The following is a 24,454-nucleotide window of genomic DNA, read 5'->3' as shown; positions in this document are numbered from 1 at the left end:
AGCACGTCGACGCCAGACGCGGCCGGACCCTCGAACCAGCAGTATATTGACACCCCTCTCGCCTCCTGACTATCTGAAAGCGCTTTCAAGACAGCCGTGTATCGGGGCGGCCCGGAGGAGGATCCGATGGCGACGCTCGACCGGCCAGCGTCCGAGTTGAGAACGCCCGAGCGCGCGGCGCCAACCATCGGCGGCGCCGACGCGACGGCGGCGGGCATCGCCGCCCCGCAGGCGATCGTCACCAGCCTGAAGCGCAGCGACGCGGTCACGCCCTACCGGTTCCGCGACCTGCTGGCGCTCGACGATTTCGAGCGGCACGCACGCAAACGCCTGCCGCCGATGATCTTTCAATACGTGGCCGGCGGGGTCGAGACCGGATCGGCCCTGGCGCAGAGCCGCGGTGCCTATGCCGATTACGCCCTTCTGCCCCGGCTGATGCGGGACACCTCAGGGCGCGACACCGCCACGACGCTGTTCGGCCAGACCTACGCGGCGCCCTTCGGCATCGGTCCGCTGGGTGGCGCCGCCTTCATCGCCTACCGGGGCGACCTCGTCCTGGCCGAGGCGGCGCGGCGGATGAACCTGCCGATGTGTCTGAGCGCGTCCTCGCTGATCAAGCTGGAGGACGTGTACGCCCAGAACCCGCAGGCTTGGTTCCAGGGCTACCTGCCGGGGGATCAGAACCGGATCGACCGTCTGCTCGACCGGGTCGAGGTCACGGGCTACCGGACCTTCGTGGTCACCGCCGATACGCCGACGCTGGGCAACCGGGAGCACAACACCCGCAGCGGCTTCTCCATGCCGATCAAGGTGACGCCCAAGGTGGCGTGGCAGAGCGCGACGCACCCGCGCTGGCTCCTGGGCACCGTCGCCCGGACCTTCCTCCAGCACGGGGCGCCGCATTTCGAGAACACCGAGGCGACGCGCGGACCGCCGATGATGTCGCAGGGGGCGGTGCGCAACACCATCGCCCGCGACCAGCTCTCGTGGAAGAACCTGGAGGCGATCCGCAAGCGCTGGTCCGGCAACCTGCTGGTGAAGGGGCTCCTGGCGCCGGAGGATGTCGAGATCGCCCGGTCGTGCGGCGTCGACGGCGTGATCCTCTCGACCCATGGCGGCCGCCAGCTCGACTACGCCGTCGCCCCCCTCGACGTGCTGCCGGAGATCGCCGCCCGGAAAGGCGGCCTGAAGATCATCGTCGACAGCGGCATCCGCCGGGGCACCGACGTGATGAAGGCCCTGGCGCTCGGCGCCGACTTCGTCCTGCTCGGCCGGCCCTTCATGTTCGCCGCGGCGCTGGGCGGGGTAGCGGGCGTCGAACTCGCCATGCAGATCCTCAAGGAGGAGCTCGACCGCGACATGGCGCTGATCGGCGTGAACCGCCTGTCGGAGCTGAACCCCGATTTCCTCCGCCGCATCCCGCGGCGGGGCTGAGGCAGGGGCGCCGTTGGCCATGAGCGTCGTGCAGCCGCGGGGCTCACCGCCACCCTCGCCGCTCGCATCGCCGTACCCGATTGCAGCCGACCGTCACGGACTGCGGGACAAAACCCGACATCCGGGACACGGTCCGTTCCGAACGGGCCGCGTGACCGGACGGAATCCGAGCGGAGCGCGGATCCCCTTTCCCGTACGGGAGAGGGGCCCTGCGCGTCGCGAGGTGAGAACGGCATCGCTGCCGTGTATCGTGGCCCCGCCACCGCGCGCAGCTGTCTATCCCTATCGATCGCGCGTTCTCCCACGCCGCACCGGGGACACCGTCGGCCGAGAGCGCTCTCCGGAGCCGCATCCAATGACCACCGAGACCGTCCCGCAGAAACCCGTCCTCTTGACCGGAGCCTCGGGCGCGCTCGGGCGCGTGCTGACCCGCGCCCTCGGCGAACAGGGATGGACCCTCCGGCTCACCGACCGCGTCCCCTTCCCCGACCCCCTGCCCGCGGGGGCGCGCTTCCAGCTTGCCGACCTGGAAGACGGGCCAACGATCCTGCGGCTGGCCGAGGGCTGCGGCACGATCCTCCACTTTGGGGGGATCTCGGTGGAGCATCCGTTCGAGACGGTGATCGGCCCCAATATCCGCGGCCTCTACCACGTCTACGAGGCGGCCCGCCGCGAGGGCGCGCGGATGATCTTCGCCTCCTCGAACCACGCCATCGGGTTCCACCCGCGCTCCGCGGTACTGGACGACGATTGCAGCCTGGCGCCGGACGGCTTCTACGGCCTGTCCAAGGCCTACGGCGAGCTGATGGGCGGCCTCTACCGCGACAAGCACGGGGTGGAGAGCGTCTTCCTGCGGATCGGCTCGTGCTTTCCGGAGCCCACCGACGCCAGGATGCTGGCGACCTGGCTGTCCTACGCCGACCTGACCCGGCTGATCGCCCGCGCCACCCTGGCGCCGAGCCTCGGACCGGCCGGTTCGGTGGTGATCTGGGCCGCGTCCAACAACAGCCGCATGACATGGTGGCGGCGGGACGGGCGCGCCGTGATCGGCTGGACCCCGCAAGACAGCGCGGATTCCTACGCCGCGGCCCTGGAAGGCAAGACCAGCGGCGACCCGGTGGTCGAGCGCTACCAGGGCGGCGGGTTCGCGGGGATCGATTATTCACGGGCGGCGCCACCGCGGTGACGGCGCCCAGGCTTCCGGGCGACGGCGCGCCCCTCCGGACGCCGCATCCTGATGAAGTCCGGGCGCGGCCATCCGATCGGTGGATCGACAGTCGCCCACGCAACCCGATGGAACACGACATGGCAGACGCGCAGACGGTGACACGGCTGAAATGCGCCCTGGTGGTGCGCGGCGCCTTCGACGCGCATGTCATCCCGGCCTGCGAGGCTGCGGGTGGCCGGACGGCGATCCACTGGGCGCCGACCACCGTGATCATGAAGGCGCTCGCCGAGGGTGAGGCGGCCGACGCGGTGGTGGTTCTGTCGGACGCCATGGACCGGCTGATCGCGGAAGGCCGCGTGGAGCCGGAGAGCCGGGTCGATGTCGTCCGCTCGCGTTACGGCATCGCCGTCAAGGCGGGCGCTCCTCATCCGGACATCACGAGCGTCGAGGCGCTGAAACGCACCCTCGTGGAGGCGCGGTCCGTGGCTTATTCCCGGGCGGGGGCCAGCGGGATCTACTTCGCCGGCCTGCTGCCGCGGCTCGGCCTCGCCGACGCGGTCAACGCCCGGGCGACCATCATCCCGCAGGGGTTCACCGCCGAGAAGCTCGTCTCCGGTGAGGCGGACATCGCGGTCCAGCAGATCAGCGAGCTGATGGTGGTGCCGGGGATCGCGGTGGTCGGCCCCTTCCCCGAGCCGGTGCAGGAGGTGACGACCTTCGCGGCCGCGATCCTGCGCGATGCGACCGACCGGGCCGGCGCCGCCCGGTTCCTGGCCGGCCTGACGACGCCGGCGGCGGCTGCGGCGTACCGGGCGAGCGGGCTGGAGCCCGCCTTCTGAAACGCACGACGCGGCCGGATCCGGTCAAGCTCTTGATCGTCGTCGGCACACCTTGCCCCGGAGCGCAGGGGGGGCCGGATGAACGTCTTGCTGCCCGGGGCCATCCCGAGGCCATGGAGCCTGGAACCGAAGCGCAGCCGATACGGGCCGCGAAAGGCATGCGAGTGACTGCGCGCGCGACCCGGTCCGACGCGATCAGGACAGCGTCGCCGAGGCCTGCGCGGCGGGCGCCACCGCGACGGCCTGTTCGACGCGTTCCGGATGCCGGCATCCCATCCCCGAACGGCGCCTGGACAGTGTGACGTCGGACCGCCCGTGCGCCCCCACTCGCACGCGCACGGGATCGACCCTGTCGCGGACGGCGCGGCTCTCCTGATCGTCCGCATCCTGCACGGGCGGAAGGATCGGGAACGCGCCCCCGCCTGACGCCTGCGGCGACGGCTCTCTCGGCCGCGACGGGCTTCCCGGGGTTCGCGACCGCAAAAAAGTCCTTATGCTCGTGCTGTCCGGACGCCCAATCCCGTCCGACCGGATCGCCCCACTCATGCTGAAGACAGCCTTCGTTGCCGCCCGCGACCGTCAGCGGCTGTCCGAGATCGCCACGATCCTGATCGGCTTCGGCGTCACCCGCGTCGTGGACCGGCTCGGCCTGCGCTACCTGCCGCTGGTGCCGCGCCGTCAGCCCCGGGTCGACGTCACCCGCCTGTCCGAGCCCGAGCGGCTGCGCCGGGCGATCGAGGCGCTCGGGCCGACCTTCATCAAGTTCGGGCAGGTCCTCGCCAGCCGGCCGGATCTCCTGTCGCCGGCCTGGACCGAGGAACTGCAGAAGCTCCACAGCCAGGTCGTCCCGGTGACGTGGGAGCAGATCGGCCCGCAGCTCGAACTCGATCTCGGCGGCTCGCCCTTCGAGGTCTTCGCCGAGTTCGACACCAACCCCATCGCCTCGGCCTCGATCGCCCAGGTCTACCGGGCGCGGCTGCACTCCGGCGAGGACGTGATCGTCAAGGTGCTGCGACCGAACCTGCGCAAGATCATCGAGGCGGACCTGCGTCTGATGGCGCACGGCGCCCGCATCGTCGAGAACGAGTGGCCCGACATGGCCCGCTACCAGCCGCGGGAGCAGATGCGCCATTTGGCCGACGGGCTGAACGGCGAGCTCGATCTCTTGAACGAGGCCCGCAACTGCGAGCTGCTGGCCCAGATCTTCGAGGACCGCGACGACATCGTCTTCCCGAAGATCCACTGGGAATACTGCTCCGAGCGCGTGCTGGTGCAGGACTTCATCCACGGCATCCCGCCCAACGACGAGGCGGCCCTGCGCGCGGCGGGCATCGACAAGAAGCTGCTCGCCCAGAAGGGCACCGACGCGTTCCTGCAGATGGCGCTGATCGAGGGCGTGTTCCACGCCGATCCGCACCCCGGCAATATGCTGGCCCTGCCCGGCAACAAGATCGGCTTCATCGATTTCGGCATCATCGGCCGGCTGTCGCAGCGGCGGCGCTCGCAGCTGCTCGTGCTGATCGGCGCCATGCTCAAGCAGGATGCCGACGGCCTCATGGCCGTGCTCCTCGACTGGACCGGCACCAGCAACCCGGACCTGACCCGCCTCCAGGTCTCGGCCCAGTCCTTCGTGGAGAGCCACTCGTCGATTCCGCTGAATCTCGGACTCGTGCTCACCGACTTCATGAACATGGCCCGCGAGAACGACCTCGCCATGCCCACCGACCTCGCCATCCTGTTCAAGGGGCTGGTGACCGCCGACGGCGTGATGCGCCACCTCGACCCGAACTTCGACCTGTTCGCCGCCGCCGGTCCCACGGTGCGCGCCAGCATGCAGACGCAGTTCTCGCTCTCGGCCCTCAAGCAGAAGGCCGAGGCTCTGGGCGTGGGTCTGTATGGTGCCGCCTCGGAGCTGCCGACCCTGATCCACCTGATGCTGGTGCGCCTCAAGCAGGGGCGCGTCACCGTCGAGATCGAGGTGAAGGGCCTCGATAAGGTCACCCGCGGCATCGAGCGCGCCGCCGCGCGGGTCGCCGTGGCCCTGGTGGTGGCGGCCTTCGCCACCCAGCTCGCGCCCCGGCTGATCGACCTCGGCACCCCCGTCTTCGTCTCGATCGGATTAATTATTTTCATCCTGGGGATCGGCTGGCTCGTGCTGCTGATGCGAAATAAGTAACCGTCTTCGCGCCTGCACTCGGCAATTAAAACCGTCTCACCTGCGACCGAATACCGTACTCGTTTGATTATCCCGCGCGCCATGCTAGCGTGACACGTCCAGCGATTCGCTTGGCTGCGAGTGGCCAGACGGCACCAGAAGCGGTTCAGACCGCCAGTGCCGCTCAGGCTCCGACTTCGCGTCGCCGCGCCGCGTGATCGGGAGACCTCCGGCGGTGCGCCTTGCACGGGCGCCCCGTCGCGACGACGAGGGGGGAAGGCGGGCGATGGATGCGGACATCGTACGGCCGCGGATCGACGGGGTTGAGTGCCACGTCGAGACGCTCGAAGCGGAGAACATCCGCCTGCGCCACTTGCTCTCCCAGGCCACAACGCAGGCGGACCGGGAACGGCAGCGGAGCCGGCGGCTCGGTCGGATCGTCGAAGCGGCGAGCCGTGTCGAAGCCGGGCGCCTGGCGGCCGAATGGATTGCGACGCCGCACAGGCCGACATTCCGGGGATCTTCCGGGCTCGGCTCGGCGATGGCACCACGCGCCACCGACCGGCTGCTCCCGTCGGGGTCACAGCAAGCCACAAACGATTTCCTGGAACTGCTGGACCGTGACGGGTGCCTGATCACCGCCAGCGAGGACGGCCCGGCCCTGTCCGCCGCCGCGGACGAGGCGGAGGCGATCGGCCGGCCCTGGATCGAGGCCTGGACGCGCGCCGAGGATCGGGAGGCCGTGGCCGCGGCCCTGGACCGGGCGCGGATCGGACGCCCGAGCCGGTTTCAGGCCCAGTCGGAGACCGGCGGCACGATCCGGTGGTGGGACGTGGCCGTCACGCCGATCGGCGCGGCACCGGACCGGCCCGAGCGCATCCTGGCCGTGTCACGCGATATCACCGAGTTGAAGCTGACCGAGGCGAACCAGACGCTGCTGATGCAGGAACTCGCCCATCGCATGAAGAACACGATGGCCATGGTCCAGGCCGTTGCCACGCAGACGATGCGCAACGCGCCCTCGCTGGAGGCGGCCGGCGAGGCCTTGGCCGCGCGGCTTCTGGCCCTGGCCAAGGCCCACGACGTCCTGCTGCAGGGCTCCTTCGCCCGGGCTTCACTGACGGGCCTGGTCGAGGGGGCCGTGTCCCTCCACGGGGACGGCGTGGCGGGCCGCTTCCGCATCGCCGGCCCCGATCTGACGCTCGGCCCGCGGCACGGCATGACCCTGGCGCTGATGCTGCACGAGCTCGGGACCAACGCGGCCAAGTACGGCGCGCTGTCGGTGGCCGCAGGCTGGGTCCGCATCACCTGGAACGTCGCGGAGGCGGCGGGCGGGCAGACGCTCCGGTTCCGGTGGGAGGAGAGCGGCGGACCGCCCGTCACGCCTCCGACCCGGACGGGCTTCGGCACCCGTCTCATCGCCCGCAGCCTCGCCCACAGCTTCGGCGGGACCGCCCACCTGAGCTATCCCCGCGAGGGCGCGGTGCTGACCTTCGAGGCGCCCCTCGACGCCGTGATGGCGGCCTGATCCGGACTTTGCTGCCCGGCGCTAGGCGCTGAGCCGGGTCTGCGCCCGCAGGTCCCGGAGGGCCGCGATCGTCCGGTCGCGCAGGGTTCTGAGGTCGATCAGCGATCCAGTCAGATCGTCGCCGGCCTTGGCGGATTCCTCGAGACCGCGGCAGGCCCGGGACAGCTCGGCGCAGCCGAGCATGCCCGACATCGAGACCAGCGTATGCGCCTCGCGGCCGTAATCGTCATTGGCGCGATCCGGCCCCTCGAAGGCGGTGGTGAGACTGACGACGAACCGGTCGAGGAGGCCGACGAGCTTCTCCGCGCCGATGACGGCCGTGAGTTCATCGAGCGCGTCCCGGTCCACCAGGGAGTGCGACACCGTCCGTCTCCAATTGCGGATGCGTCGCAGCAATCAAGAAGCGCGCAACCAGGTCGTTGGCCAGAGGCCAGACTTGCACAGACATGTTTACACCGGCCTGCGTCAGCTTTTCAACAAAGCGTGACCGGTTGGCGCCCTCATCGGGACGGATCCCGGCGCGCCGGTCGGCGCGAGGCGGCCGCCCAGTCGACTGAGAAGCGTTCCGGGCGCGGCGCAACCCACATTGGCACGACCGTGCGCCGCGCGTTGCGAATCAGTTCGGGCTCTCCTAGCCTCGGGAACTGTCGCGCTGGCATCGGGAGGGAGCTGCATGAGTGCTGTGTTTGCCGTCCTCCCCGCAGGACTTGACCGCGCCCCCGTGCGGGTCGGCTAAACGCTTCCCGCTTTCGCCCGGCCCCGCTGCCCGGCGCTCCTGAATACACGCCCGTCTCATTTCGCCGGCGCGCATCCTTCGCGATGGTGCGCCCGCGTCGCTCGGAGCCGACGCCTGCCCGCGTTGGGCACATGCATGTCTCTGTCCTCGCCCCGGCAGGCGGACGCGGTCCGTCGCGTCCTGGCCTTCGTCGTCCGCAGCTGGCACAGGCGCTGGCCCCTCGTCGCCGGTCTCACCGGCGCGATCACGCTCGCCACCCTGGCGGAAGTGTTGCTGCCGCTCTACGCGGGCCGCTTGGTCGATGCCCTTTCCGGCAACGAGCGCCGCGCGGCGCTGGAGGCGGCGTGGCCCGCCTTCCTGGCGATGACCGGGCTCGGCCTCGCCACCGCGGTGCTGCGGCATGTCGCGTGGAGCCTGGTGGTGCCGCTCTCGCTGCACACCATGAGCGGCATCGTCCGCAACGGCTTCGGCCGGGTCCAGCGCTTCTCCCCGGAGTGGCACGCCAACACCTTCTCGGGCTCCACGGTCCGGAAGATCTCCCGCGGCATGTGGGCGATCGACGGACAGGACGTGGCGTCGGCGAGCCAAGCGAGCCTGCGGGCTCAGGTCGCCATCGTGCCCCAGGAACCGGTGCTGTTCCACCGCTCCCTGGCCGAGAACATCGCCTATGCCCGCCCCGGCACCTCGGCGCAGGAGATCGAGCGGGCGGCGCATCTCGCGAACGCGCACGCCTTCATCGGGCGGCTGCCCAAGGGCTACGCCACGCTGGTCGGCGAGCGCGGGGTCAAGCTCTCGGTCGGCGAGCGCCAGCGCGTGGCGCTCGCCCGCGCCTTCCTGGCGGATGCGCCGATCCTGATCCTCGACGAGGCGACCTCGAGTTTGGATTCGGAATCCGGGGCGCTGGTGCAGGAGGCCATGATCCGACTGATGCGCGGGCGCACCGCCATCGTCATCGCCCATCGGCTGTCGACGGTGCGGGCCCTCGATCGCATCCTCGTCTTCGACCGCGGCCGCATCGTCGAGGACGGCCCCCACGCAACCCTGAAGCGTCGCCCGAACGGGGCGTATCGGGCCCTGTTCGAGCGGCAATCCGTCCTGGCGGAGGGCGTGTGAGGATCCTGTTCGTCTGCGGCCGGGCGCGCGCCCGCAGCCCGACTGCAGAGCAGATCTTCGCGCGCGTCCCTGGGATCGAGACGGCCAGCGCCGGCGTGTCGCCCGACGCCGACGAGCCGGTGGACGTCGACCATCTTGCCTGGGCCGAGATCGTCGTCGTCATGGAGCCCGCGCACCGGCGCAAGCTGATGCGGCGCTTCGGGGCACATCTGCGCGGGGTCCGCCTCGTCTGCCTCGATGTCCCCGACGCCTACGCGTTCATGGCGCCCGCGTTGGTCCGCCTGCTGGAAGCGCGCGCGGCCCGCTTCCTGCCGCGCTGAGCGCGCGCCGCGGAGGAACCCGCGACGCCGCCGAGGGATCGCCATCGCCGTCCGATGTCCGATGCCGGCAGCCGCATTGCCGTTTTTTAATCTTGCGGACATGCCACCAAATCATCGCCGGTCTATTATCTGAACACGGAATGAATAAGGCCAATGCAGATGAAGGCCTTTTCTCCGGTAATAGAGGGATATTTCATTATGTCCTACCATAAATCCATGGTTGCGGCCCTCGTGCTCACCACAATCGTCGGCGGAACGGCCTACGCGGCGGAGCAGGCGGCCCAGCACAACGGCACGCAGGTCAGCGCGAGCCAGACCGCGATCGACAAGGATGTCGGCAAGCTCTCGAAGGACGGCGCGCAGGGCTTCAGGGATCTCCAGCTTACCCGCCTCGCGATCTTCGAGGCCAATCCCGGCCAGGCCAAGGACATGATCGCCAAGGCTCAGGCGGCCTTCGCGAAGGCCAAGTCCGACGACGCGGTGTTCACCAAGGCCGAGGCCGAGCTCAAGTCGCCGGCCGACATGGCCGCTCACAAGGCGACCGCGCCGGGGGACAAGGCCGGAGCCAAGCCGGCTTCCAAGGAGCAGGTCGCCTGGGTGCCTGTCGACGCGCAGCTGACCTTGGGCGACGATTTCGTGGCCACGCCCACCAAGGCCTCGGCGGTGACCGAGGCGAACAAGAACCTCGCACAGGGTGACCAGAAAGGCGCCTTGGAGAAGCTCAAGCTCGCCCATGTCGACGTCAACTTCACGATGGCAGTTCTGCCGCTGAACACGACCATCGCAAATGTTGACCAAGCGGCGGCGCTGATCGGACAGGGCAAGTATTACGAAGCGAATGCGGCTCTGAAGACAGCCCAGGACAACATGCGCTTCGACGTGATCGATGCGGTCGCGGTGCCTCAGAAGGCGACCGCCGCCGCGGCCGACAAGGGCGCGCCGCAGGCCACGGGCACGACCGCGGGTGCCAAGACCGGCCAGTGAACGACCGCTGATGATGGCCGCGCCCGATGGATCTCAGGCGCGGCCCGGTCGGCACGTACACGGGAGGGTCGCGTGCGGCGATTCTGGATCTCGACCGTCCTGGGACTCGAACTGCTCCTCGGCGGAACCCTGACGGCGTCCGCGCGGGCGTCGGGGGTTCCGGTTTTCAATATCCGGGCGATCTGCGCACCGGAGCACCGGGCGGGATCCAGCGCCGTCGATCGGGCGAGCTACCGGGGTTGCCTGTCCGACGAGGCTGCCGCGCGGCGCACCCTGATCAGGCGCTGGGCCACGTTCGACGTGGCGGAGCGCCGGACCTGTGCGGCGGAGAGCCAGATCGGCGGCGCCCCATCCTACGTGGCGATGCTGACCTGCCTGCAGCTCGGAAGCGACGCGCTGCCGGTCAACCCGTCGGGTCCGCCCTGAGACGACGGCATCCGCGCGACGCCCGCCTGCACGCGCCATGTCGACGCCGCGACAGATCGCACGTCCGTGATCCACGCATGAGGAACCAGCGACATCACCAAGACGTCCTGCACTATCGATTGAATGGAGGAGGCATCATGTTCAAGACTACGGCACGCGCTGCTCTTTGCCTGGCTTGCGTCTGGTCTATCACGCCCGCTCTGGCGGCCCCGAAGGAGATGCCCCAGGGCAAGCGTGATGAGATGTCGATGAAGGACACCAAGCACGAGGTGGCGATGCAGCGGAAGGAGAATAAGGAAGCCAACAAGAACGTCGACAGCCTGATCACGAACCGCAAGTGAGCGGTCGCGTTCCCGTCGACGACTGACTGTCTTGCTACCGAGAGGAACACCGGACGCTGTGCTCCTCTCCCGGCGGTCCCGGGCCTGGCTCGGGACGGCTCGCGCGCGGTTCACTCGGCATCGCGGCCCGCGTGCGGTCTTCGAGTGGTCACCGGGCCGGGCCTTGGCTTAGGGATGGGTCCGGGCGCGCACGGCGCCGCCGCAGGAGCCAGCGCCATGCCCGGTCGGACTTCGTCGTGACGGCCTACAGCCTGCGCGCCCGGCTGCTCGCGCTCTGGGTCCTGCTGCTCGCCTCCGCGGCTGCGACCGCCTACCTGATGTTCGGCGTGTACAATCAATCGACCGGCGTCCAGGTGGCGCAGGCCGATCTCGCGGTCGGGCGCGCCTGCCGCGAGATCATCGACCGCTACGCCGCCCTGGTCCGCGCCCGCGGCCGCGGAATCACAGAGGGCGACCGCGTCGGCACCGTGTCCGCCGCGCTGGCGCGCTTCCCCGGCATCGAGGGCGGGATCTGGAGCGCCTCGGGCAAGTCCGTGGCCTACGCCTATCCGACCTACGAGGGGACCGGACCGAAGACCGACCTTCCGGCGGCCGAGCACGACGCCATCGCGGCATTGAACGCCCAGGCCCTGCGCGTCGACCACGCGGTCTCGGACCGCCGGCCGAGCCGGACCCAGGTGCTGATGCTTCAGGCCTGCCCCCTGCACGGGCCGGAGGCCGGCCTCACCGCGTGGGCGATGGCGCGGGCGCATGTCAACGACGGCCCGACCTACACGCGCTTCCTCGCCGGGCTCGGCTTCCTGGCCGCGACCGTGCTCGGGTCGGCGGCCTTCCTGGGCTGGTTCCTGTACGGCTTCTCCGGGCGGATCGCCCGCCTGGAAGCGGCACTCGCAGCGCCGCGCCCGGACGGCGAGGATCTGCCGCATCTCGACCGCACCGGCGAGCGGGAGCTCGACCGGCTGGTGGACGCCCTCAACGCCGCAGGCGGTCGGCTGCGGGAGGCGCAGTCCCGCATCGTGGCGACCGAGCGCTTGGCCGCGGTCGGCCGGCTGGCGGCGAGCATCGCCCATGAGATCCGCAATCCCATCGCGGCGATGCGGCTGAAGGCCGAGAACGCCCTGGTCAGCGGCGATCCGCACCGCGCCGCCTCCGCCCTCGAGACGGTGCTCGGCCAGATCGCCCGGGTCGACACTTTGCTGCGCGATCTCCTCAACCTGACGCAGGCGCGGGCGCTCAACCGGACTCCCACGCCGGTGGCGCCCCTCCTGGCGGAATGCGCGCATCTGCACGAGGATCTGGCGCACGCGCGCTCCGTTCGGGTCGCGATCGCCGTCGACGGACTGCCCGCCACGGACCATCCGCATCTCGACCGGGCGCAGATCGCCCGGGCCCTCGACAACCTGCTGCTGAACGCCCTGCAGCACGCGCCGCCGGGCGGCCGGATCCGCCTCGGGGCCGAACGCGTCACGGCCGACGGCGCCTTGCGGCTGCGCCTCAGCGTCGCCGATACCGGCGCCGGCATCGATCCGGCGATTCGCGCCAGCCTGTTCGAGCCCTTCGTCACCAGCCGGCCCGACGGCACCGGCCTCGGCCTCGCGATCGTCCGCGAGATCGCCCTGGCGCATCGCGGCGAGGCCAGGCTGGTCGCGGACGCCCCCGAGACCACCTTTGTCCTGGATCTGCCATGGCAACCATCCTGATCGTCGACGACGACAGAGCCCTGCGCGACGGGCTCGCCGAGACGGTGACCGATCTCGGACATACACCGGTCCCGGTCGCGTCCGGCTCGGAGGCGCTGGCGCGGCTGCACGAGGGGCCGGTGGCGGCGGTGCTCCTCGACCTGCGCATGCCCGGCGACCTCGACGGCATGGCCACGCTGGAGCGGATCCGTGCCCTGCCGGAGCCCCCGCCCGTGACGGTGCTGACCGCCTTCGCGAGCCCGGCCAACACCATCGAGGCGATGCGCCTCGGCGCGCACGACCACCTCACCAAGCCGATCGGCCGCGCGGACCTCGCCGCGGTGCTCGACGCGATGCTGCGCGAGGCCCGGTTCGATCCGGGCAGCGCCGCCCCGCCGCCGGAGCATCCGGTTCTGATCGGATCGAGCGCGGGCATGCGGAAGATCCAGAAGACCATCGGCCTCGTCGCCGACAGCGCGTCGACGATCCTGATCCAGGGCGAGACCGGCACCGGCAAGGAAGAGGTCGCCCGGGCCCTGCACGCCTTCTCGCGGCGCCGCGCGCGGCCGTTCATCCCGGTGAACTGCGCGGCGATCCCGGCCGATGCCCTGGAGAGCGCGCTGTTCGGCCATGTCCGGGGGGCCTTCGCGGGCGCGATCGCGGACCGCGCCGGCGCCTTCCACGAGGCCGAGGGCGGCACCCTGTTCCTAGACGAGATCGGCGACATGCCGGCGGCGATGCAGGCCAAGATCCTGCGGGTGATCCAGGATTGCGTCGTGACCCCGCTGGGGGGTCGGTCCACCCGGGTCGATGTCCGCCTCGTGGCGGCGACGCATCGCGACCTGCCGCAGCTGGTCGCCGAGGGTCGGTTCCGGGCCGACCTGTTCTACCGGCTGAACGTCGTACCGATCACCCTGCCGCCCCTGCGTGAGCGCCTCGCCGACATCGTGCCCCTGGCCGAGCATTTCCTCGTGCCCTCGGGCAAGCGCCTCAGCGGTGGAGCCGCCTCGCGCCTGCTGGCCTACGAATGGCCCGGCAACGTCCGGGAGTTGCGCAACGTCGTGGAGCGAGCGGCCATGCTGGTGCGCGGTGGCGCCATCGCGGCCGAGGCGATCGACCTGCCGGCGATGCGGACCGACCGGCGTGGCGGCGATACGGCGGACAGCTGGCTGGCCGGGGATCTGCCCGGCGCCGTCGCCCGCCTGGAGCGGACCATGATCGCCGCCGCGCTCCGCGAGGCCGACGGCAACCGCGCCCGCGCCGCCCGCCGACTCGGCATCCAGCGGCAGCTCCTCTACGCCAAGATCGAGCGCTATGGCCTCGCTGCGCCAGGGGCCGATCTGTCAGAAGAGACGACAGAAGCTGTCGGGAATCCGGACGCTGCGCGGGACATCGACCCGAGCTGACGCCTCTGGGACCGGAGAAGCGTTCACATCCGGCGTGAGGACTGCCGCGGCCGGGAACCGTTGGCACGCGCGGGCGTCGAGCCCCGCATGCGACGGCGCGGCCCGGATCGGGACCGGGCCATTCGTCGATCGGGGGATCGCGGCGGGATGGACAGGATCGAGACAGGCGCGGGCGCGCGCGGCAGCCGGACTACCTCCGCGAAGGCTTTGCGCGGCCTCGACGCGCTCAACTTTTTCCTCGCGGACGTGCGTGACGGCCTCGGCCCCTACCTCGCCATCTACCTGATCGCCGTGCGCGGTCCCGACCAGGGCTGGAACGAGGCCACCACCGGCCTCGTGATGACCATTGCGGGGATCCTCGGCCTCGTAGCGCAGACGCCGGCCGGGGCGCTGATCGACGCCACCAACCACAAGCGCGCGGTGGTGATCGGTGGTGCCATCGCGGTGACGGCGAGCTGCCTCGTCCTGCCGTTCATCACCAACTTCTACCTCGTCACCGCCACCCAATCGATCGCCCACGTCGCCGGCACGATCTTCCCTCCGGCGCTCGCCGCGATCACCCTCGGCCTCGTCGGCCCGAAAATGTTCGCCAAGCGGATCGGCCGCAACGAAGGCTTCAACCATGCCGGCAACGCGGTCTCCGCCGCGCTGGCGGGCGGTCTGGCCTATTTCTTCGGGCCCGTGGTCGTGTTCTGGCTGATGGGCATCCTGGCGGCGCTCTCGATCGGCGCCATGCTGATGGTGCCGGCCGACGCCATCGACAACGACCTCGCCCGGGGCATGACCGAGGAGGAGGAGCAGGCCCAGGAGAAGCCCTCGGGCCTCGCCACCCTGCTGCAGAACCGGGCGCTGCTCCTGTTCGCCGTGCTCTGCGCGATCTTCCACCTCGCCAACGCGGCGATGCTGACCTCGGTGGGCCAGCTCCTGACGCACCTGTCGGGCAAAGACCACGCGACGTCGCTGATCGCGGTCTGCATCGTGGCGGCGCAATGCGTGATGGTGCCGGTGGCGATCTTCGTGGGCGCCAAGGCCGACGTGATCGGCCGAAAGCCGATCTTCCTGACCGCTTTCGGGATCCTGGCGCTGCGCGGCGTGCTCTACACCCTGTCGGACAACCCGTTCTGGCTGGTGGGCGTGCAGCTCCTCGACGGGATCGGCGCCGGCGTCTACGGCGCGCTGTTCCCGATCGTGGTGGCCGACCTGACCCGCGGCGGCGGCCGGTTCAACGCGGCCCAGGGCGCCGTGGCCACGGCTCAGGGAATTGGCGCCTCGTTGAGCGCCACGCTCGCCGGCGTCATCATCGTGTCCGCCGGCTATTCCACCGCCTTCCTGGCGCTGGCGGCCATCGCGGCGCTCGGCTTCGTCCTGTACTTCGCACTGATGCCCGAGACCCGTGGCGCGGTGCGCGCGGGCACCGAGCCCGAGAGCGGCGGGGGCAGGACCCCGGCTGTGCCGGTGCGCGCCTGAACGCGGCGCTTCGACCCCGAAGCCACGACGGCTTCTGCCGTCCGTGTCGATGCCTGGCGCCGCAGGCGAAGCCGAAAGCGGCGCCGTTCCTGTCGGCCGGGCCTTACGACACCGCGGCCAGCTCCGGCGCAGCCGTCGCCGTAGCCGGGTCGGTCGCCTCCGGCGGGGCCTTCCGCGAGACGTAGTAGATGTCGACGGCGCGCCAGAAGGCCCCCTGCTCTTCCACCGAGCGGCGGGCAAGGGACGCCTCGAGGATCGACATCGCGGCCCGTGCGGGCTCGCTCCGCTCGAGTTCCTCGAGCAGGCCGGCGAGATTCAGCATGGGGCTTACCTCCGAGCGGACAACAACCCCGACTAACGCCCGAGCGGGCGTAACGATCCGCCGCGCCCTGCATGTCCGAGCCCTGCATGATCCTTGCCTCGGACCGAGGCGCGGCTACCATCCCCGCGTCGAGTCCGACTCGTCCTCCCGTCCACCATCGAGGATTTCCGATGTTCTCCTGCCGAAGCGGTGCGGCCCTACCCCTGCGCGGAGCGATCTTCGCCCTGGCCCTGGCCGGCGGATTCGGGGCGGCTCCCCTCGGCGCCCGCGAGATGCCCGAGTCCGGCACCGCCGCAGCGGTGAAGAAGCCGAACGTCGTGATCCTCGCCACCGGCGGCACGATCGCCGGCGCCGGCGCCGATGCCGCCAACAGCGCCACGTACACGGCCGCGAAGGTGCCGGTCGACAAGCTGATCGCGGCCGTGCCGCAGGTGAACACCATCGCCAATGTCCGCGGCGAACAGGTCTTCCAGATCGCCTCCGAGAGCTTCACCGACGCCCAGCTCGTCCAGCTCGGCAAGCGCGTGTCCCAGCTTCTGAAGCAGGATGACGTCGACGGCGTCGTCATCACCCACGGGACCGACACCCTGGAGGAGACCGCGTTCTTCCTCGATCTCGTGGTGAAGAGCGACAAGCCGATCGTGGTGGTCGGCTCGATGCGGCCGGGCACGGCGATCTCGGCGGACGGTGCCCTCAACCTGCTCGACGCCGTCACGGTCGCCGCCAGCAAGGAGGCGGTCGGCCAGGGCGTCACCGTGACGATGAACGACTACATCCAGTCCGGCCGCGACGTGAACAAGCGGACCAACATCGTGCCCAGCGCCTTCTACAGCCAATGGGGCCCGCTCGGCATGGTCGTCGAGGGCAAGACCTACTTCTTCCGCTCGCTCACGAAGCGGCACAACATGAGCTCGGAATTCGACATCGACCAGATCGACAGCCTGCCGCTGGTCGGCATCGTCTACGGCTCGGGCAACATGATCCCGGGCGTTTACGATGCCGAGGTCCAAGCGGGCGCCAAGGCGATCGTCAACGCCGGCACCGGCAACGGCTCGGTCCCCGGCTACCTCGTCGACAAGCTCAAGGACATCCGCTCCAAGGGGACGCTCGTGATCCGTTCCTCACGGGTGCCGGACGGATTCGTCCTGCGCAACGCCGAGCAGCCCGACGACAAGTACGACTGGGTGGTCGCCCACGACCTGAACCCCGCCAAGGCCAAGGTCCTGGCGGCCGTGGCGCTTACCAAGACGACCGACACCAAGGAGTTGCAGCGCATCTTCTGGGAGTATTGAGGGTCGGCGACGGACGCGTGCCGCCCGGGTCGCAGGCGCGGATTCCGGCGCCGCTGCAACCCGGGCGGTCCCATCAGCCGCGCCTCATTCTGAGGTGCGGCGACGTCGCCTCGCAGGAGCGCTCCGGCGAGCCGCCCGATGCCTGGAGCGCCCCGGCGCCTCAGGATGAGGCCGTGAATCGGACGCCGGCTCGCGAAATGGCCGGGCGCGCCCGCGCGCCGCCCGGGTTACATCCCGCGGTGCACTCCTTAGATACCAGCCACCGACGCGGCCGCCGGACCGAGCCCGAATCACGGCCTCAGCCCCGCGCCCGTCGGCACCGAGCCTGGAGGAACGAGAATGACCGAGCTTCATCCCGAGGTCGCGGCGGTCACCGAGCGCGTCGTGGCGCGCTCCCGCGAGACCCGGCGCGCCTATCTCGACCTGATCGCCCGTGAGCGCGAGTCGGGGGTCCGGCGCGGCAAGCTCGCCTGCGGCAACCTCGCCCACGGCTTCGCGGCCTCCGGCGAGGACAAGGCTGCGATCCGCGACGAACGGACGGTGATGAATATCGGCATCGTCACCGCCTACAACGACATGCTCTCGGCTCATCAGCCCTACGGGCGCTATCCGGACCAGATCAAGCTGTTCGCCCGGGAGCGCGGGGCCACCGCGCAGGTGGCGGGCGGGACGCCGGCCATGTGCGATGGCGTCACCCAGGGGCAGACCGGCATGGAGCTGTCGCTGTTCTCCCGGGACACGATCGCCCTGTCCACCGCGGTGGCCCTGAGCCACGGCATGTTCGACGGCGCGGCGCTGCTGGGCATCTGCGACAAGATCGTGCCGGGCCTGCTGATCGGCGCGCTGCGCTTCGGCCACCTGCCGACGATCCTGATCCCGGCCGGGCCCATGCCCTCCGGCCTCGCCAACAAGGAGAAGCAGCGGATCCGCCAGCTCTACGCCGAGGGCAAGGTCGGCCGCGCGGAACTGCTCGAATCCGAGTCGGCCTCCTACCACGGCGCCGGGACCTGCACGTTCTACGGCACCGCCAACTCGAACCAGATGATGATGGACATGATGGGCCTGCACATGCCCGGCGCGTCCTTCATCAATCCCGGCACCAAGCTGCGCCAGGCCGTGACCCGGGCGGCGATCCACCGGCTCACCGAGATCGGCGCCGCCGGCAACGATTACCGGCCGCTCGGCCTGTGCGTCGACGAGAAGGCGATCGTGAACGCCGCGGTCGGCCTGCTCGCCACCGGCGGCTCGACCAACCACGCGATCCATCTGCCGGCCATCGCCCGCGCCGCCGGCATCGTGATCGACTGGGCGGATATCGATCGCCTCTCCAGCGCGGTTCCGCTGATCGCCCGCGTCTATCCGAACGGCTCCGGCGACGTGAACCACTTCCACGCGGCCGGCGGCATGAGCTTCGTCATGGCCGCGCTGCTGGATGCCGGCCTGCTGCACGACGACATCCTCACCGTGGCGGGCCAGTCGCTGCGCGATCACGCCCGCGATCCGAAGCTCGCCGGCGAGGAGTTGGTCTTCGAGGACGCCGTGCCGGAGAGCCTCGACGACGCGATGCTCCGCCGGCCCGCGAACCCGTTCCAGCCGGATGGCGGCATGCGGCTGGTGAAGGGCAATCTCGGCCGGGCGACGTTCAAGACCAGCGCCGTGGAGGAGCACCGCCGGACCATCGAGGCACCGGCCCGGGTCTTTTCGGACCAGGACGATGTGCTCAAAGCCTTCAAGGCCGGCGAGCTGGAGCGGGACGTCGTGGTGGTGGTCCGCTTCCAGGGCCCGAAGGCCAACGGCATGCCGGAGCTGCACAAGCTCACCCCGCCGCTGGGCGTGCTGCAGGACCGCGGCCACAAGGTCGCGCTGGTGACCGACGGGCGCATGTCGGGGGCTTCGGGCAAGGTTCCGGCCGCGATCCACCTGAGCCCCGAGGCGCTGGGCGGCGGTCCGATCGGGCGGATCCGCGACGGCGACATCGTCCGCCTGAGCGCGGCGGACGGGCTGCTGGAGGTGCTCGTCGACGACGCGGAGCTGGCCGCCCGGCCGGAGGCCGAGGCTCCGGAGCCGGCGCAGGGCACCGGTCGGGAATTGTTCGCGTTCATGCGCCAGGGGGCCGATACGGCGGAGCGGGGCGCCTCGGCGATGCTCGCCACCGCCGGTCTCTGAGTTCGTAGAGGAGGTGCAGACCATGAATGATCTGACCAGCATCGACGCGCTGATGCGCTCCGTGCCCGTCATTCCGGTCCTGGTGATCGACGACGTGGCTCAGGCCCGGCCCATCGCCGAAGCCCTGGTGAAGGGCGGCCTGACCGCCCTGGAGGTCACCCTGCGCACTCCGGCCGCCCTCGATATCATCCGGGAGATGACCCGGGTCGAGGGCGCGGTTGTGGGCGCCGGGACGGTGCTCAACCCCCGCGACCTGGAGAACGCCCTGGGGGCGGGGGCGGAGTTCATCGTCTCGCCGGGGCTCACCGACCCGCTGACCGACGCCGCCAAGGCCAACGGCGTCCCCTATCTGCCGGGCGTCGCCACGGCGGCCGACATCATGCGCGGGCTCGATCACGGGCTCGACCGGTTCAAGTTCTTCCCGGCCGAGGCTGCGGGCGGGATCAAGGCGCTGAAGGCGCACGCGGCGGTGTTCGGCGCGGTGCGGTTCTGCCCGACGGGTGGGATCACCGAGGCGACCGCCCCCGACTGGCTGGCGCTCCCGTCCGTGCTCTGCGTCGGCGGCAGCTGGGTGGTGAAGCCCGGCACGCCCGATCCGGCGGCGATCGAGCAGGCAGCCCGGGCCGCTGCGGGGCTGCGGACAGGAGCTCACCGCTAAATCGCCGCATCCGAAGGGCGACCCTCCTCCCTCGCGGGGGAGGGAGAGCCGCGGCGTCTCCGGCGTCTCCTGCCGATCCCGATAGATGTCGCCGCCAGCCGGTGCGGCGGATGAAGATCGTGCGTGTCCCGGAGACGCTGGCGTCCGGCGGCGACGTTTAGGCTCGCAGCCCTCTGCCGCCGAAGGCGCGCTGCGGCGCCGCCCGCTACTCCGCCGGCAACGCCTCCCGCCGCGCCCGCGGCACGAACACACCGCCCTCCGGCTCCAGCGTGATGCGCCGCTCGTGGAACGCGTCCAGCGTCGAGCGGTGGCCGATCGACACGATCGTCGTCCCGGGCAGGCGCTCGCGCAGCATCCGGTAGAGGGCCGCCTCGGAGGGTTCGTCGAGCGAGGCCGTCGCCTCGTCGAGGAACAGCCATTCCGGCTTGGACAGAAGCGCACGGGCGATGGCCAGCCGTTGCTGCTCGCCCCCCGACAGCCGCCGCTCCCAGGTGTCGGTCTGGTCGAGGTGGTCGACCAAGTGCGGCAGCTGGGCGGCCGTCAGCGCATCCTTGATCGCCGCGTCCGAGAACTGATCGGTCGTGTTCGGGTAGACCACGGCGCCACGCAGTGTCCCCTGGGGGATGTAAGGCCGCTGCGGCAGCACCAGCGCCGACTGCCCGGCGGGCACGTCGACCCGGCCCTTGCCGAACGGCCAGATCCCAGCGATCGCGCGGAACAGGGTCGACTTGCCCGAGCCGGAGGGACCCGTGACCAGGGTCGCGCCGCCCCGCGGCAGGGTCAGCGTGTCGGCGGTCACGATCGGGCGCCCGTCCGGCAGGGCGAGGACGAGTCCGCGCGCGGTGACGTCGCCCGTGCTCTCGTTGCCCTGGATCAAGCCGTAGCCTGCGGCTTCGAGGGCCTCGGCCTTGGTCATGGCCCGGCGGAAGGATCCGAGACGGTTGGTGTTGGCCTTGTAGGCCGCGAGCGTCGTGTAGGAATCCACGAAGAACGACAGCGAACTCTGCACCTGGCTGAAGGCCTGCGAGGTCTGCTGGAGGGCACCCAGCGTGATCTTCTTGGCGAAGAAGGACGGGGCCGCCAGCACCATCGGGAAGATCACGCTCGCCTGCCGGTAGCTGAACGTGAAGGCGATCAGCTTGATGCGGCGGAAGATGATCCCGACGTAGTTGTCGATGACGCTGTGGAACAGCGTCGAGAGCCGCGAGGCCTCCGCCCGCTCGCCGCGCAGCAGGGCGATCTGCTCGGAGTAGATGCGGTTGCGGGCCAGCGCGAAGCGGAAATCGGCCTCGACCCGCTCCTGCCGGAAGTCGAGCCCGATGAGCGGCCGGCCGATGAGGTGGGTGAGCCACGTGCCGACCACCGCGTAGGCGATCACCAGCCAGACCAGGAAGCCCGGGATCACCGTGTCGGTGAACGGCACCACGAAGTCCCGCGACAGGGTCCAGAGGATCACGATGAATGAGACGAGCTGCGCGGCCTGGCTCAGCAACCGGATCGACAGCGTCGTGGTCTGCACGATGAAGCTGTTGACGTCGGCCTGGATGCGCTGATCCGGGTTGTCGGCCTCCTCGTCGGTGAACGGGATCCGGTAATGGGTGCCGTTGCCGAGCCAGCGCTCGTACAGGCTGTGCGTCAGCCACGTGCGCCAGCGGATCAGCAGCGAGGAATCCACGAACAGGTCGAACATGCCGATGGCGATGTTCAGCGTGGCCAGCGGCACGAACACCCAGAGCAGCTGATACCAGAAGGCGTTCGCGTCGTATTCCTGAAGCGAGTTGTAGATGTCGCGGTAGAAGAAGTTGAACCGCAACGTCAGCGCAACGTCGGCGAAGTTCACGAAGATCGACAGGGCCACGAGGTTGCGGCCGATCCGGCCCTCCGTGGTGCCGAACCACCGGAACAGGCCGATCTCCTTGGTGGGCTTGTCGCGGTTGGCGAAATACGGGTCGGCGATGTTGGTGATCGCCCGGATCGGCTCGAGATGCGAGATGCCGAGCACGATGGCGGCGAAGACCACCGCACCGGTGGCGGCGAAGGCGGGCGGCAGAAGCGCCGCGATCACCGGCGGCAGCAGGCCCATGGCGGCGATCGTCTTCGATCCGGCCAGCAGCAGGTAGCCGACGCCGTAAACCGAGACGAAGACCTTCAGGTAGGCCGAGATGCCGTTCGCGGCGATCAGGATGCCCGCCATGGCGAAGCCGGCGAGCGAGACATAGAGCGGCGGGCTCGGAATACCGGGAAATGCCAGCAGGATCAGCGCGGCCAGAGCCGTGAGCACGGCCTGGATTCCCAGTCCGGTCCTGAGTGCTGCCACGCGTCGATCCCCCATCCGTGCGCGCCCGCTGGGGACGCCGCCGGCGGCCTTGACCCCGGCTGATGGCCAGATAGTGGCACTTGCCCCAGGCTGTCGCGTGAAACTTTGGTCACGTTCCGACGGTGCGGCGATTTACGCGGTCGGCGCGGCTACCAGTTCCACTCCTCGAAGCCCGGCTCGCGGCAATGATAGCCGATCGGGCATTGCGGGTTGTCGCGCGTGGGGGCGAAGCGCAGCTCGGCGATCTCGGAGGCGCTGCATTGGCCGGGATTGCTCACGAAACGCTCCGGGGCCGACCCGGCGGCGATGATGACGTCACCCTCGTTCCTCACCAGGGCCATGGCCTCGGAGCAGGTCATGCGGGCCGTCATCGAGCCGCGGGGCGGCCGCGACTGCGCACGGGCCTCCAACCCGACCGCAACGACGGCGAGGTGGCTGAACAGCAAGGCGAGGGCCCACGGCCTCATCGGGAACGGGTTCCGGTACGCACCCGGGAAGAAAGCCCGCGGGTCTGGCACCATCCTGCACAAGCGGACCGCCCGAGACTGTCACCGGAATGCGCCACCGGGCCGCTTTCGCCGTCGGACCGCCGCAATCGGCGGATTAGGAGATTCCGGGATTGCCGAAAGCCGCTTTAGATTTGTGATCGTGGACGCCTGCGCGGCGACCCGGGCACGATGGCTCGACCGGCCCTCCGGCACGCGTCTCCGGCGCCCGGCGTGCCGGCCGACCGGCGCCGGAGTCAAGGGACCCAGCGATGTCCGCTCTCTCGATCCTCGACATCTCCGCCGTGCGCGCCGCGCCCGTTTCCCACGAGCCCTACGCCTACACGCTCGGCAGCAACGTCCTGAAGCCCGACGCGATCGACGACATCCGCCGCGACTTCCCCGAGATCGCCAAGCCCGGCTACCTCACGGTCGACGAGGTCGCCCTGAAGGGCCGGTTCAAGGCGCTGATCGACGAGCTGGAGAGCGACGCCTTCTCCAAGATCCTCGGGGAGAAGTTCGGCATCGACCTCGTCTCCTGCCCGCGACTGACCACGATCATGCGGCGCAGCCAGCTCAAATACGGCTCGATCCACACCGACGGGCCGTCGAAGGTGCTGACGCTGCTCGTCTACATGAACGACGCCTGGGACGCCCCGGCCGCGGGGCGCCTGCGGGTGCTTTACGACGGGCGCAACTACGAGCCCTTCGCGGTCGAGGTGCCGCCCACCATGGGCACGATGTTCGCTTTCCTGCGGGCGGAGAATTCCTGGCACGGCCACGAGCCCTTCGAGGGCGAGCGTCGGGTCGTGCAGGTCGCGTGGCTCAGGGACGCATCGGAATTGGAGCGCAAGCGCAAGCGCAACCGTACGGCGCAGTTCCTGAAGGGTATCTTCGGCCGCTGATCGAACGAGAAGGGGGCGGACCATGGGTGCGGTCGTGCTGGCGGATCCGGGCGGCGGGGCGCGTTCCGGCTCCTGGCGTCGCTTCGCCCTGCCGGCGCTCCTCGTCCTCGGCTGGGTCGGCCTGTTCGCCTACAGCGCGGCCTACCTGACCGAGGACCTGCCGTTTCGCCCGACGGCGCCGGAGGCCAGCCCCTCCGCAGGGGGCGCCGCCGGTCCGCGCGCCACGGCGCGGCGGGTCGTGATGCTCGACGCGCCCGACCCGGGTGCCCCTGCGGAAGATCCGCCCGGCCAGACCGCCATGGCGGCGCCCACGGCGCCGCCGCCGCCCCAGGCGGCCACCGCGATGCCGGGCGCCTTGGCGAATGCCCGTCCGGCGCCGCACCCCGCCCCGGCCCCCGCCCCGGCCCCCGCTGCGGCCGAGTATGTTGGCGTCTGGGGTCCGACTCCCGAAGCCTGCGGGACCCGATCCCGGCGCCGGGGCTACATCCCCGCCACGATCACGCAGGATCGCGCCCGCGCCGGCCGCACGATCTGCCTCTTCCACGACATGCGACGGGTCGGCAGCGCCTGGGTCGCCGCCGCCGAGTGCAGCGACCGTGGCCGGCGCTGGTCGTCGCAGGTCCGCCTGCTGGTGGATGGCGAGCACCTGACGTGGTCGAGTAATCGCGGGACATCGACCTACACCCGCTGCAGTCGCCGCGCCGGCTGAGCGG

Annotated in this window: 22 protein-coding genes; 18 read left to right on the top strand and 4 right to left on the bottom strand. The window is 70.3% G+C overall.

The annotated features are described in order from the left end of the window. Nucleotides 1-126: 126 nt before the first annotated feature. From PQI07_RS15140 to PQI07_RS15120, 5 genes are all read left to right on the top strand, one after another. Nucleotides 127-1,434 carry an alpha-hydroxy acid oxidase gene (locus PQI07_RS15140; protein WP_274926879.1) on the top strand — a complete coding sequence of 436 codons (1,308 nt, stop codon included), beginning with the start codon at nucleotides 127-129 and terminating at the stop codon, nucleotides 1,432-1,434. A gap of 355 nt (nucleotides 1,435-1,789) precedes the next feature. Next, nucleotides 1,790-2,620, top strand: coding sequence for an NAD-dependent epimerase/dehydratase family protein (locus PQI07_RS15135; protein ID WP_274926878.1), 831 nt, complete (start codon nucleotides 1,790-1,792; stop codon nucleotides 2,618-2,620). A gap of 119 nt (nucleotides 2,621-2,739) precedes the next feature. Further along, the gene (locus PQI07_RS15130; protein ID WP_043354784.1) at nucleotides 2,740-3,441 is read left to right on the top strand and encodes a substrate-binding domain-containing protein; all 702 of its coding nucleotides are present in this window, start codon (nucleotides 2,740-2,742) and stop codon (nucleotides 3,439-3,441) included. 544 nt (nucleotides 3,442-3,985) lie between these two features. Beyond that, the gene (locus tag PQI07_RS15125) at nucleotides 3,986-5,617 is read left to right on the top strand and encodes an ABC1 kinase family protein (protein ID WP_043382852.1); all 1,632 of its coding nucleotides are present in this window, start codon (nucleotides 3,986-3,988) and stop codon (nucleotides 5,615-5,617) included. 265 nt (nucleotides 5,618-5,882) lie between these two features. Beyond that, nucleotides 5,883-7,124: a sensor histidine kinase gene (locus tag PQI07_RS15120; protein WP_053609494.1), complete on the top strand. Its 1,242-nt coding sequence runs from the start codon at nucleotides 5,883-5,885 to the stop codon at nucleotides 7,122-7,124. 21 nt (nucleotides 7,125-7,145) lie between these two features. Here PQI07_RS15120 and PQI07_RS15115 read toward each other — a convergent pair whose 3' ends face one another. Next, the gene (locus tag PQI07_RS15115; RefSeq protein WP_043354763.1) at nucleotides 7,146-7,487 is read right to left on the bottom strand and encodes an Hpt domain-containing protein; all 342 of its coding nucleotides are present in this window, start codon (nucleotides 7,485-7,487) and stop codon (nucleotides 7,146-7,148) included. Between the two features lie 508 nt (nucleotides 7,488-7,995). Between PQI07_RS15115 and PQI07_RS15110 the strand changes: the two genes are divergently transcribed. The 8 genes from PQI07_RS15110 to PQI07_RS15075 all read left to right on the top strand — a co-directional run bounded on the left by PQI07_RS15110 (nucleotide 7,996) and on the right by PQI07_RS15075 (nucleotide 15,596). Next, entirely contained in the window at nucleotides 7,996-8,973 is a 978-nt protein-coding gene (locus PQI07_RS15110; protein ID WP_274926877.1) for an ATP-binding cassette domain-containing protein, read from the top strand. Continuing rightward, nucleotides 8,970-9,293 carry a low molecular weight protein tyrosine phosphatase family protein gene (locus tag PQI07_RS15105; protein ID WP_179697030.1) on the top strand — a complete coding sequence of 108 codons (324 nt, stop codon included), beginning with the start codon at nucleotides 8,970-8,972 and terminating at the stop codon, nucleotides 9,291-9,293. Before PQI07_RS15110 ends, PQI07_RS15105 begins: the two co-directional genes overlap by 4 nt. A 198-nt stretch (nucleotides 9,294-9,491) precedes the next feature. Further along, nucleotides 9,492-10,277 carry a YfdX family protein gene (locus PQI07_RS15100; protein WP_043349166.1) on the top strand — a complete coding sequence of 262 codons (786 nt, stop codon included), beginning with the start codon at nucleotides 9,492-9,494 and terminating at the stop codon, nucleotides 10,275-10,277. 72 nt (nucleotides 10,278-10,349) lie between these two features. After that, nucleotides 10,350-10,703, top strand: coding sequence for a hypothetical protein (locus PQI07_RS15095; RefSeq protein WP_051044730.1), 354 nt, complete (start codon nucleotides 10,350-10,352; stop codon nucleotides 10,701-10,703). A gap of 137 nt (nucleotides 10,704-10,840) precedes the next feature. Beyond that, nucleotides 10,841-11,044, top strand: a complete 204-nt coding sequence (locus tag PQI07_RS15090) for a hypothetical protein (RefSeq protein WP_043382839.1) — start codon at nucleotides 10,841-10,843, stop codon at nucleotides 11,042-11,044. Between the two features lie 236 nt (nucleotides 11,045-11,280). After that, a complete protein-coding gene (locus PQI07_RS15085; protein ID WP_274926876.1) occupies nucleotides 11,281-12,744 on the top strand; it encodes a sensor histidine kinase in 1,464 nt (487 codons plus the stop codon). Continuing rightward, nucleotides 12,729-14,129, top strand: coding sequence for a sigma-54-dependent transcriptional regulator (locus tag PQI07_RS15080; RefSeq protein WP_043758779.1), 1,401 nt, complete (start codon nucleotides 12,729-12,731; stop codon nucleotides 14,127-14,129). Before PQI07_RS15085 ends, PQI07_RS15080 begins: the two co-directional genes overlap by 16 nt. Nucleotides 14,130-14,276: 147 nt before the next feature. Continuing rightward, nucleotides 14,277-15,596 carry an MFS transporter gene (locus PQI07_RS15075; protein ID WP_053609499.1) on the top strand — a complete coding sequence of 440 codons (1,320 nt, stop codon included), beginning with the start codon at nucleotides 14,277-14,279 and terminating at the stop codon, nucleotides 15,594-15,596. Between the two features lie 103 nt (nucleotides 15,597-15,699). Here PQI07_RS15075 and PQI07_RS15070 read toward each other — a convergent pair whose 3' ends face one another. Further along, entirely contained in the window at nucleotides 15,700-15,918 is a 219-nt protein-coding gene (locus tag PQI07_RS15070; protein WP_043350951.1) for a hypothetical protein, read from the bottom strand. Between the two features lie 170 nt (nucleotides 15,919-16,088). Between PQI07_RS15070 and PQI07_RS15065 the strand changes: the two genes are divergently transcribed. The 3 genes from PQI07_RS15065 (at nucleotide 16,089) to eda (ending at nucleotide 20,034) form a co-directional block, all read left to right on the top strand. After that, a complete protein-coding gene (locus PQI07_RS15065) occupies nucleotides 16,089-17,210 on the top strand; it encodes a type II asparaginase (protein WP_043350954.1) in 1,122 nt (373 codons plus the stop codon). A 339-nt stretch (nucleotides 17,211-17,549) separates the two neighbouring features. Beyond that, complete coding sequence (gene edd, locus PQI07_RS15060; protein ID WP_274926875.1) at nucleotides 17,550-19,376, top strand: phosphogluconate dehydratase; 1,827 nt, start codon at nucleotides 17,550-17,552, stop codon at nucleotides 19,374-19,376. A 22-nt stretch (nucleotides 19,377-19,398) separates the two neighbouring features. Further along, nucleotides 19,399-20,034, top strand: coding sequence for a bifunctional 4-hydroxy-2-oxoglutarate aldolase/2-dehydro-3-deoxy-phosphogluconate aldolase (gene eda, locus PQI07_RS15055; RefSeq protein WP_170867496.1), 636 nt, complete (start codon nucleotides 19,399-19,401; stop codon nucleotides 20,032-20,034). Nucleotides 20,035-20,239: 205 nt separating this feature from the next. On the opposite strand, the gene PQI07_RS15050 is transcribed toward eda, so the two are convergent. Both PQI07_RS15050 and PQI07_RS15045 read right to left on the bottom strand, forming a co-directional pair. Then, nucleotides 20,240-22,351, bottom strand: a complete 2,112-nt coding sequence (locus PQI07_RS15050) for an ABC transporter ATP-binding protein/permease (protein WP_043382818.1) — start codon at nucleotides 22,349-22,351, stop codon at nucleotides 20,240-20,242. Nucleotides 22,352-22,500: 149 nt separating this feature from the next. Continuing rightward, nucleotides 22,501-22,818: a hypothetical protein gene (locus tag PQI07_RS15045; protein ID WP_043758785.1), complete on the bottom strand. Its 318-nt coding sequence runs from the start codon at nucleotides 22,816-22,818 to the stop codon at nucleotides 22,501-22,503. A 290-nt stretch (nucleotides 22,819-23,108) separates the two neighbouring features. On the opposite strand from PQI07_RS15045, the gene PQI07_RS15040 reads away from it, so the two are divergent. Beyond that, entirely contained in the window at nucleotides 23,109-23,741 is a 633-nt protein-coding gene (locus tag PQI07_RS15040) for a 2OG-Fe(II) oxygenase (protein ID WP_043382815.1), read from the top strand. 22 nt (nucleotides 23,742-23,763) lie between these two features. Next, the gene (locus PQI07_RS15035; RefSeq protein WP_274926874.1) at nucleotides 23,764-24,450 is read left to right on the top strand and encodes a peptidase inhibitor family I36 protein; all 687 of its coding nucleotides are present in this window, start codon (nucleotides 23,764-23,766) and stop codon (nucleotides 24,448-24,450) included. The last annotated feature ends 4 nt before the right edge of the window (nucleotides 24,451-24,454 follow it).

This window comes from Methylobacterium sp. 092160098-2 (assembly GCF_028920805.1).
Classification (GTDB): domain Bacteria; phylum Pseudomonadota; class Alphaproteobacteria; order Rhizobiales; family Beijerinckiaceae; genus Methylobacterium; species Methylobacterium fujisawaense.
This window is presented reverse-complemented; position numbering and strand designations above follow the sequence as displayed.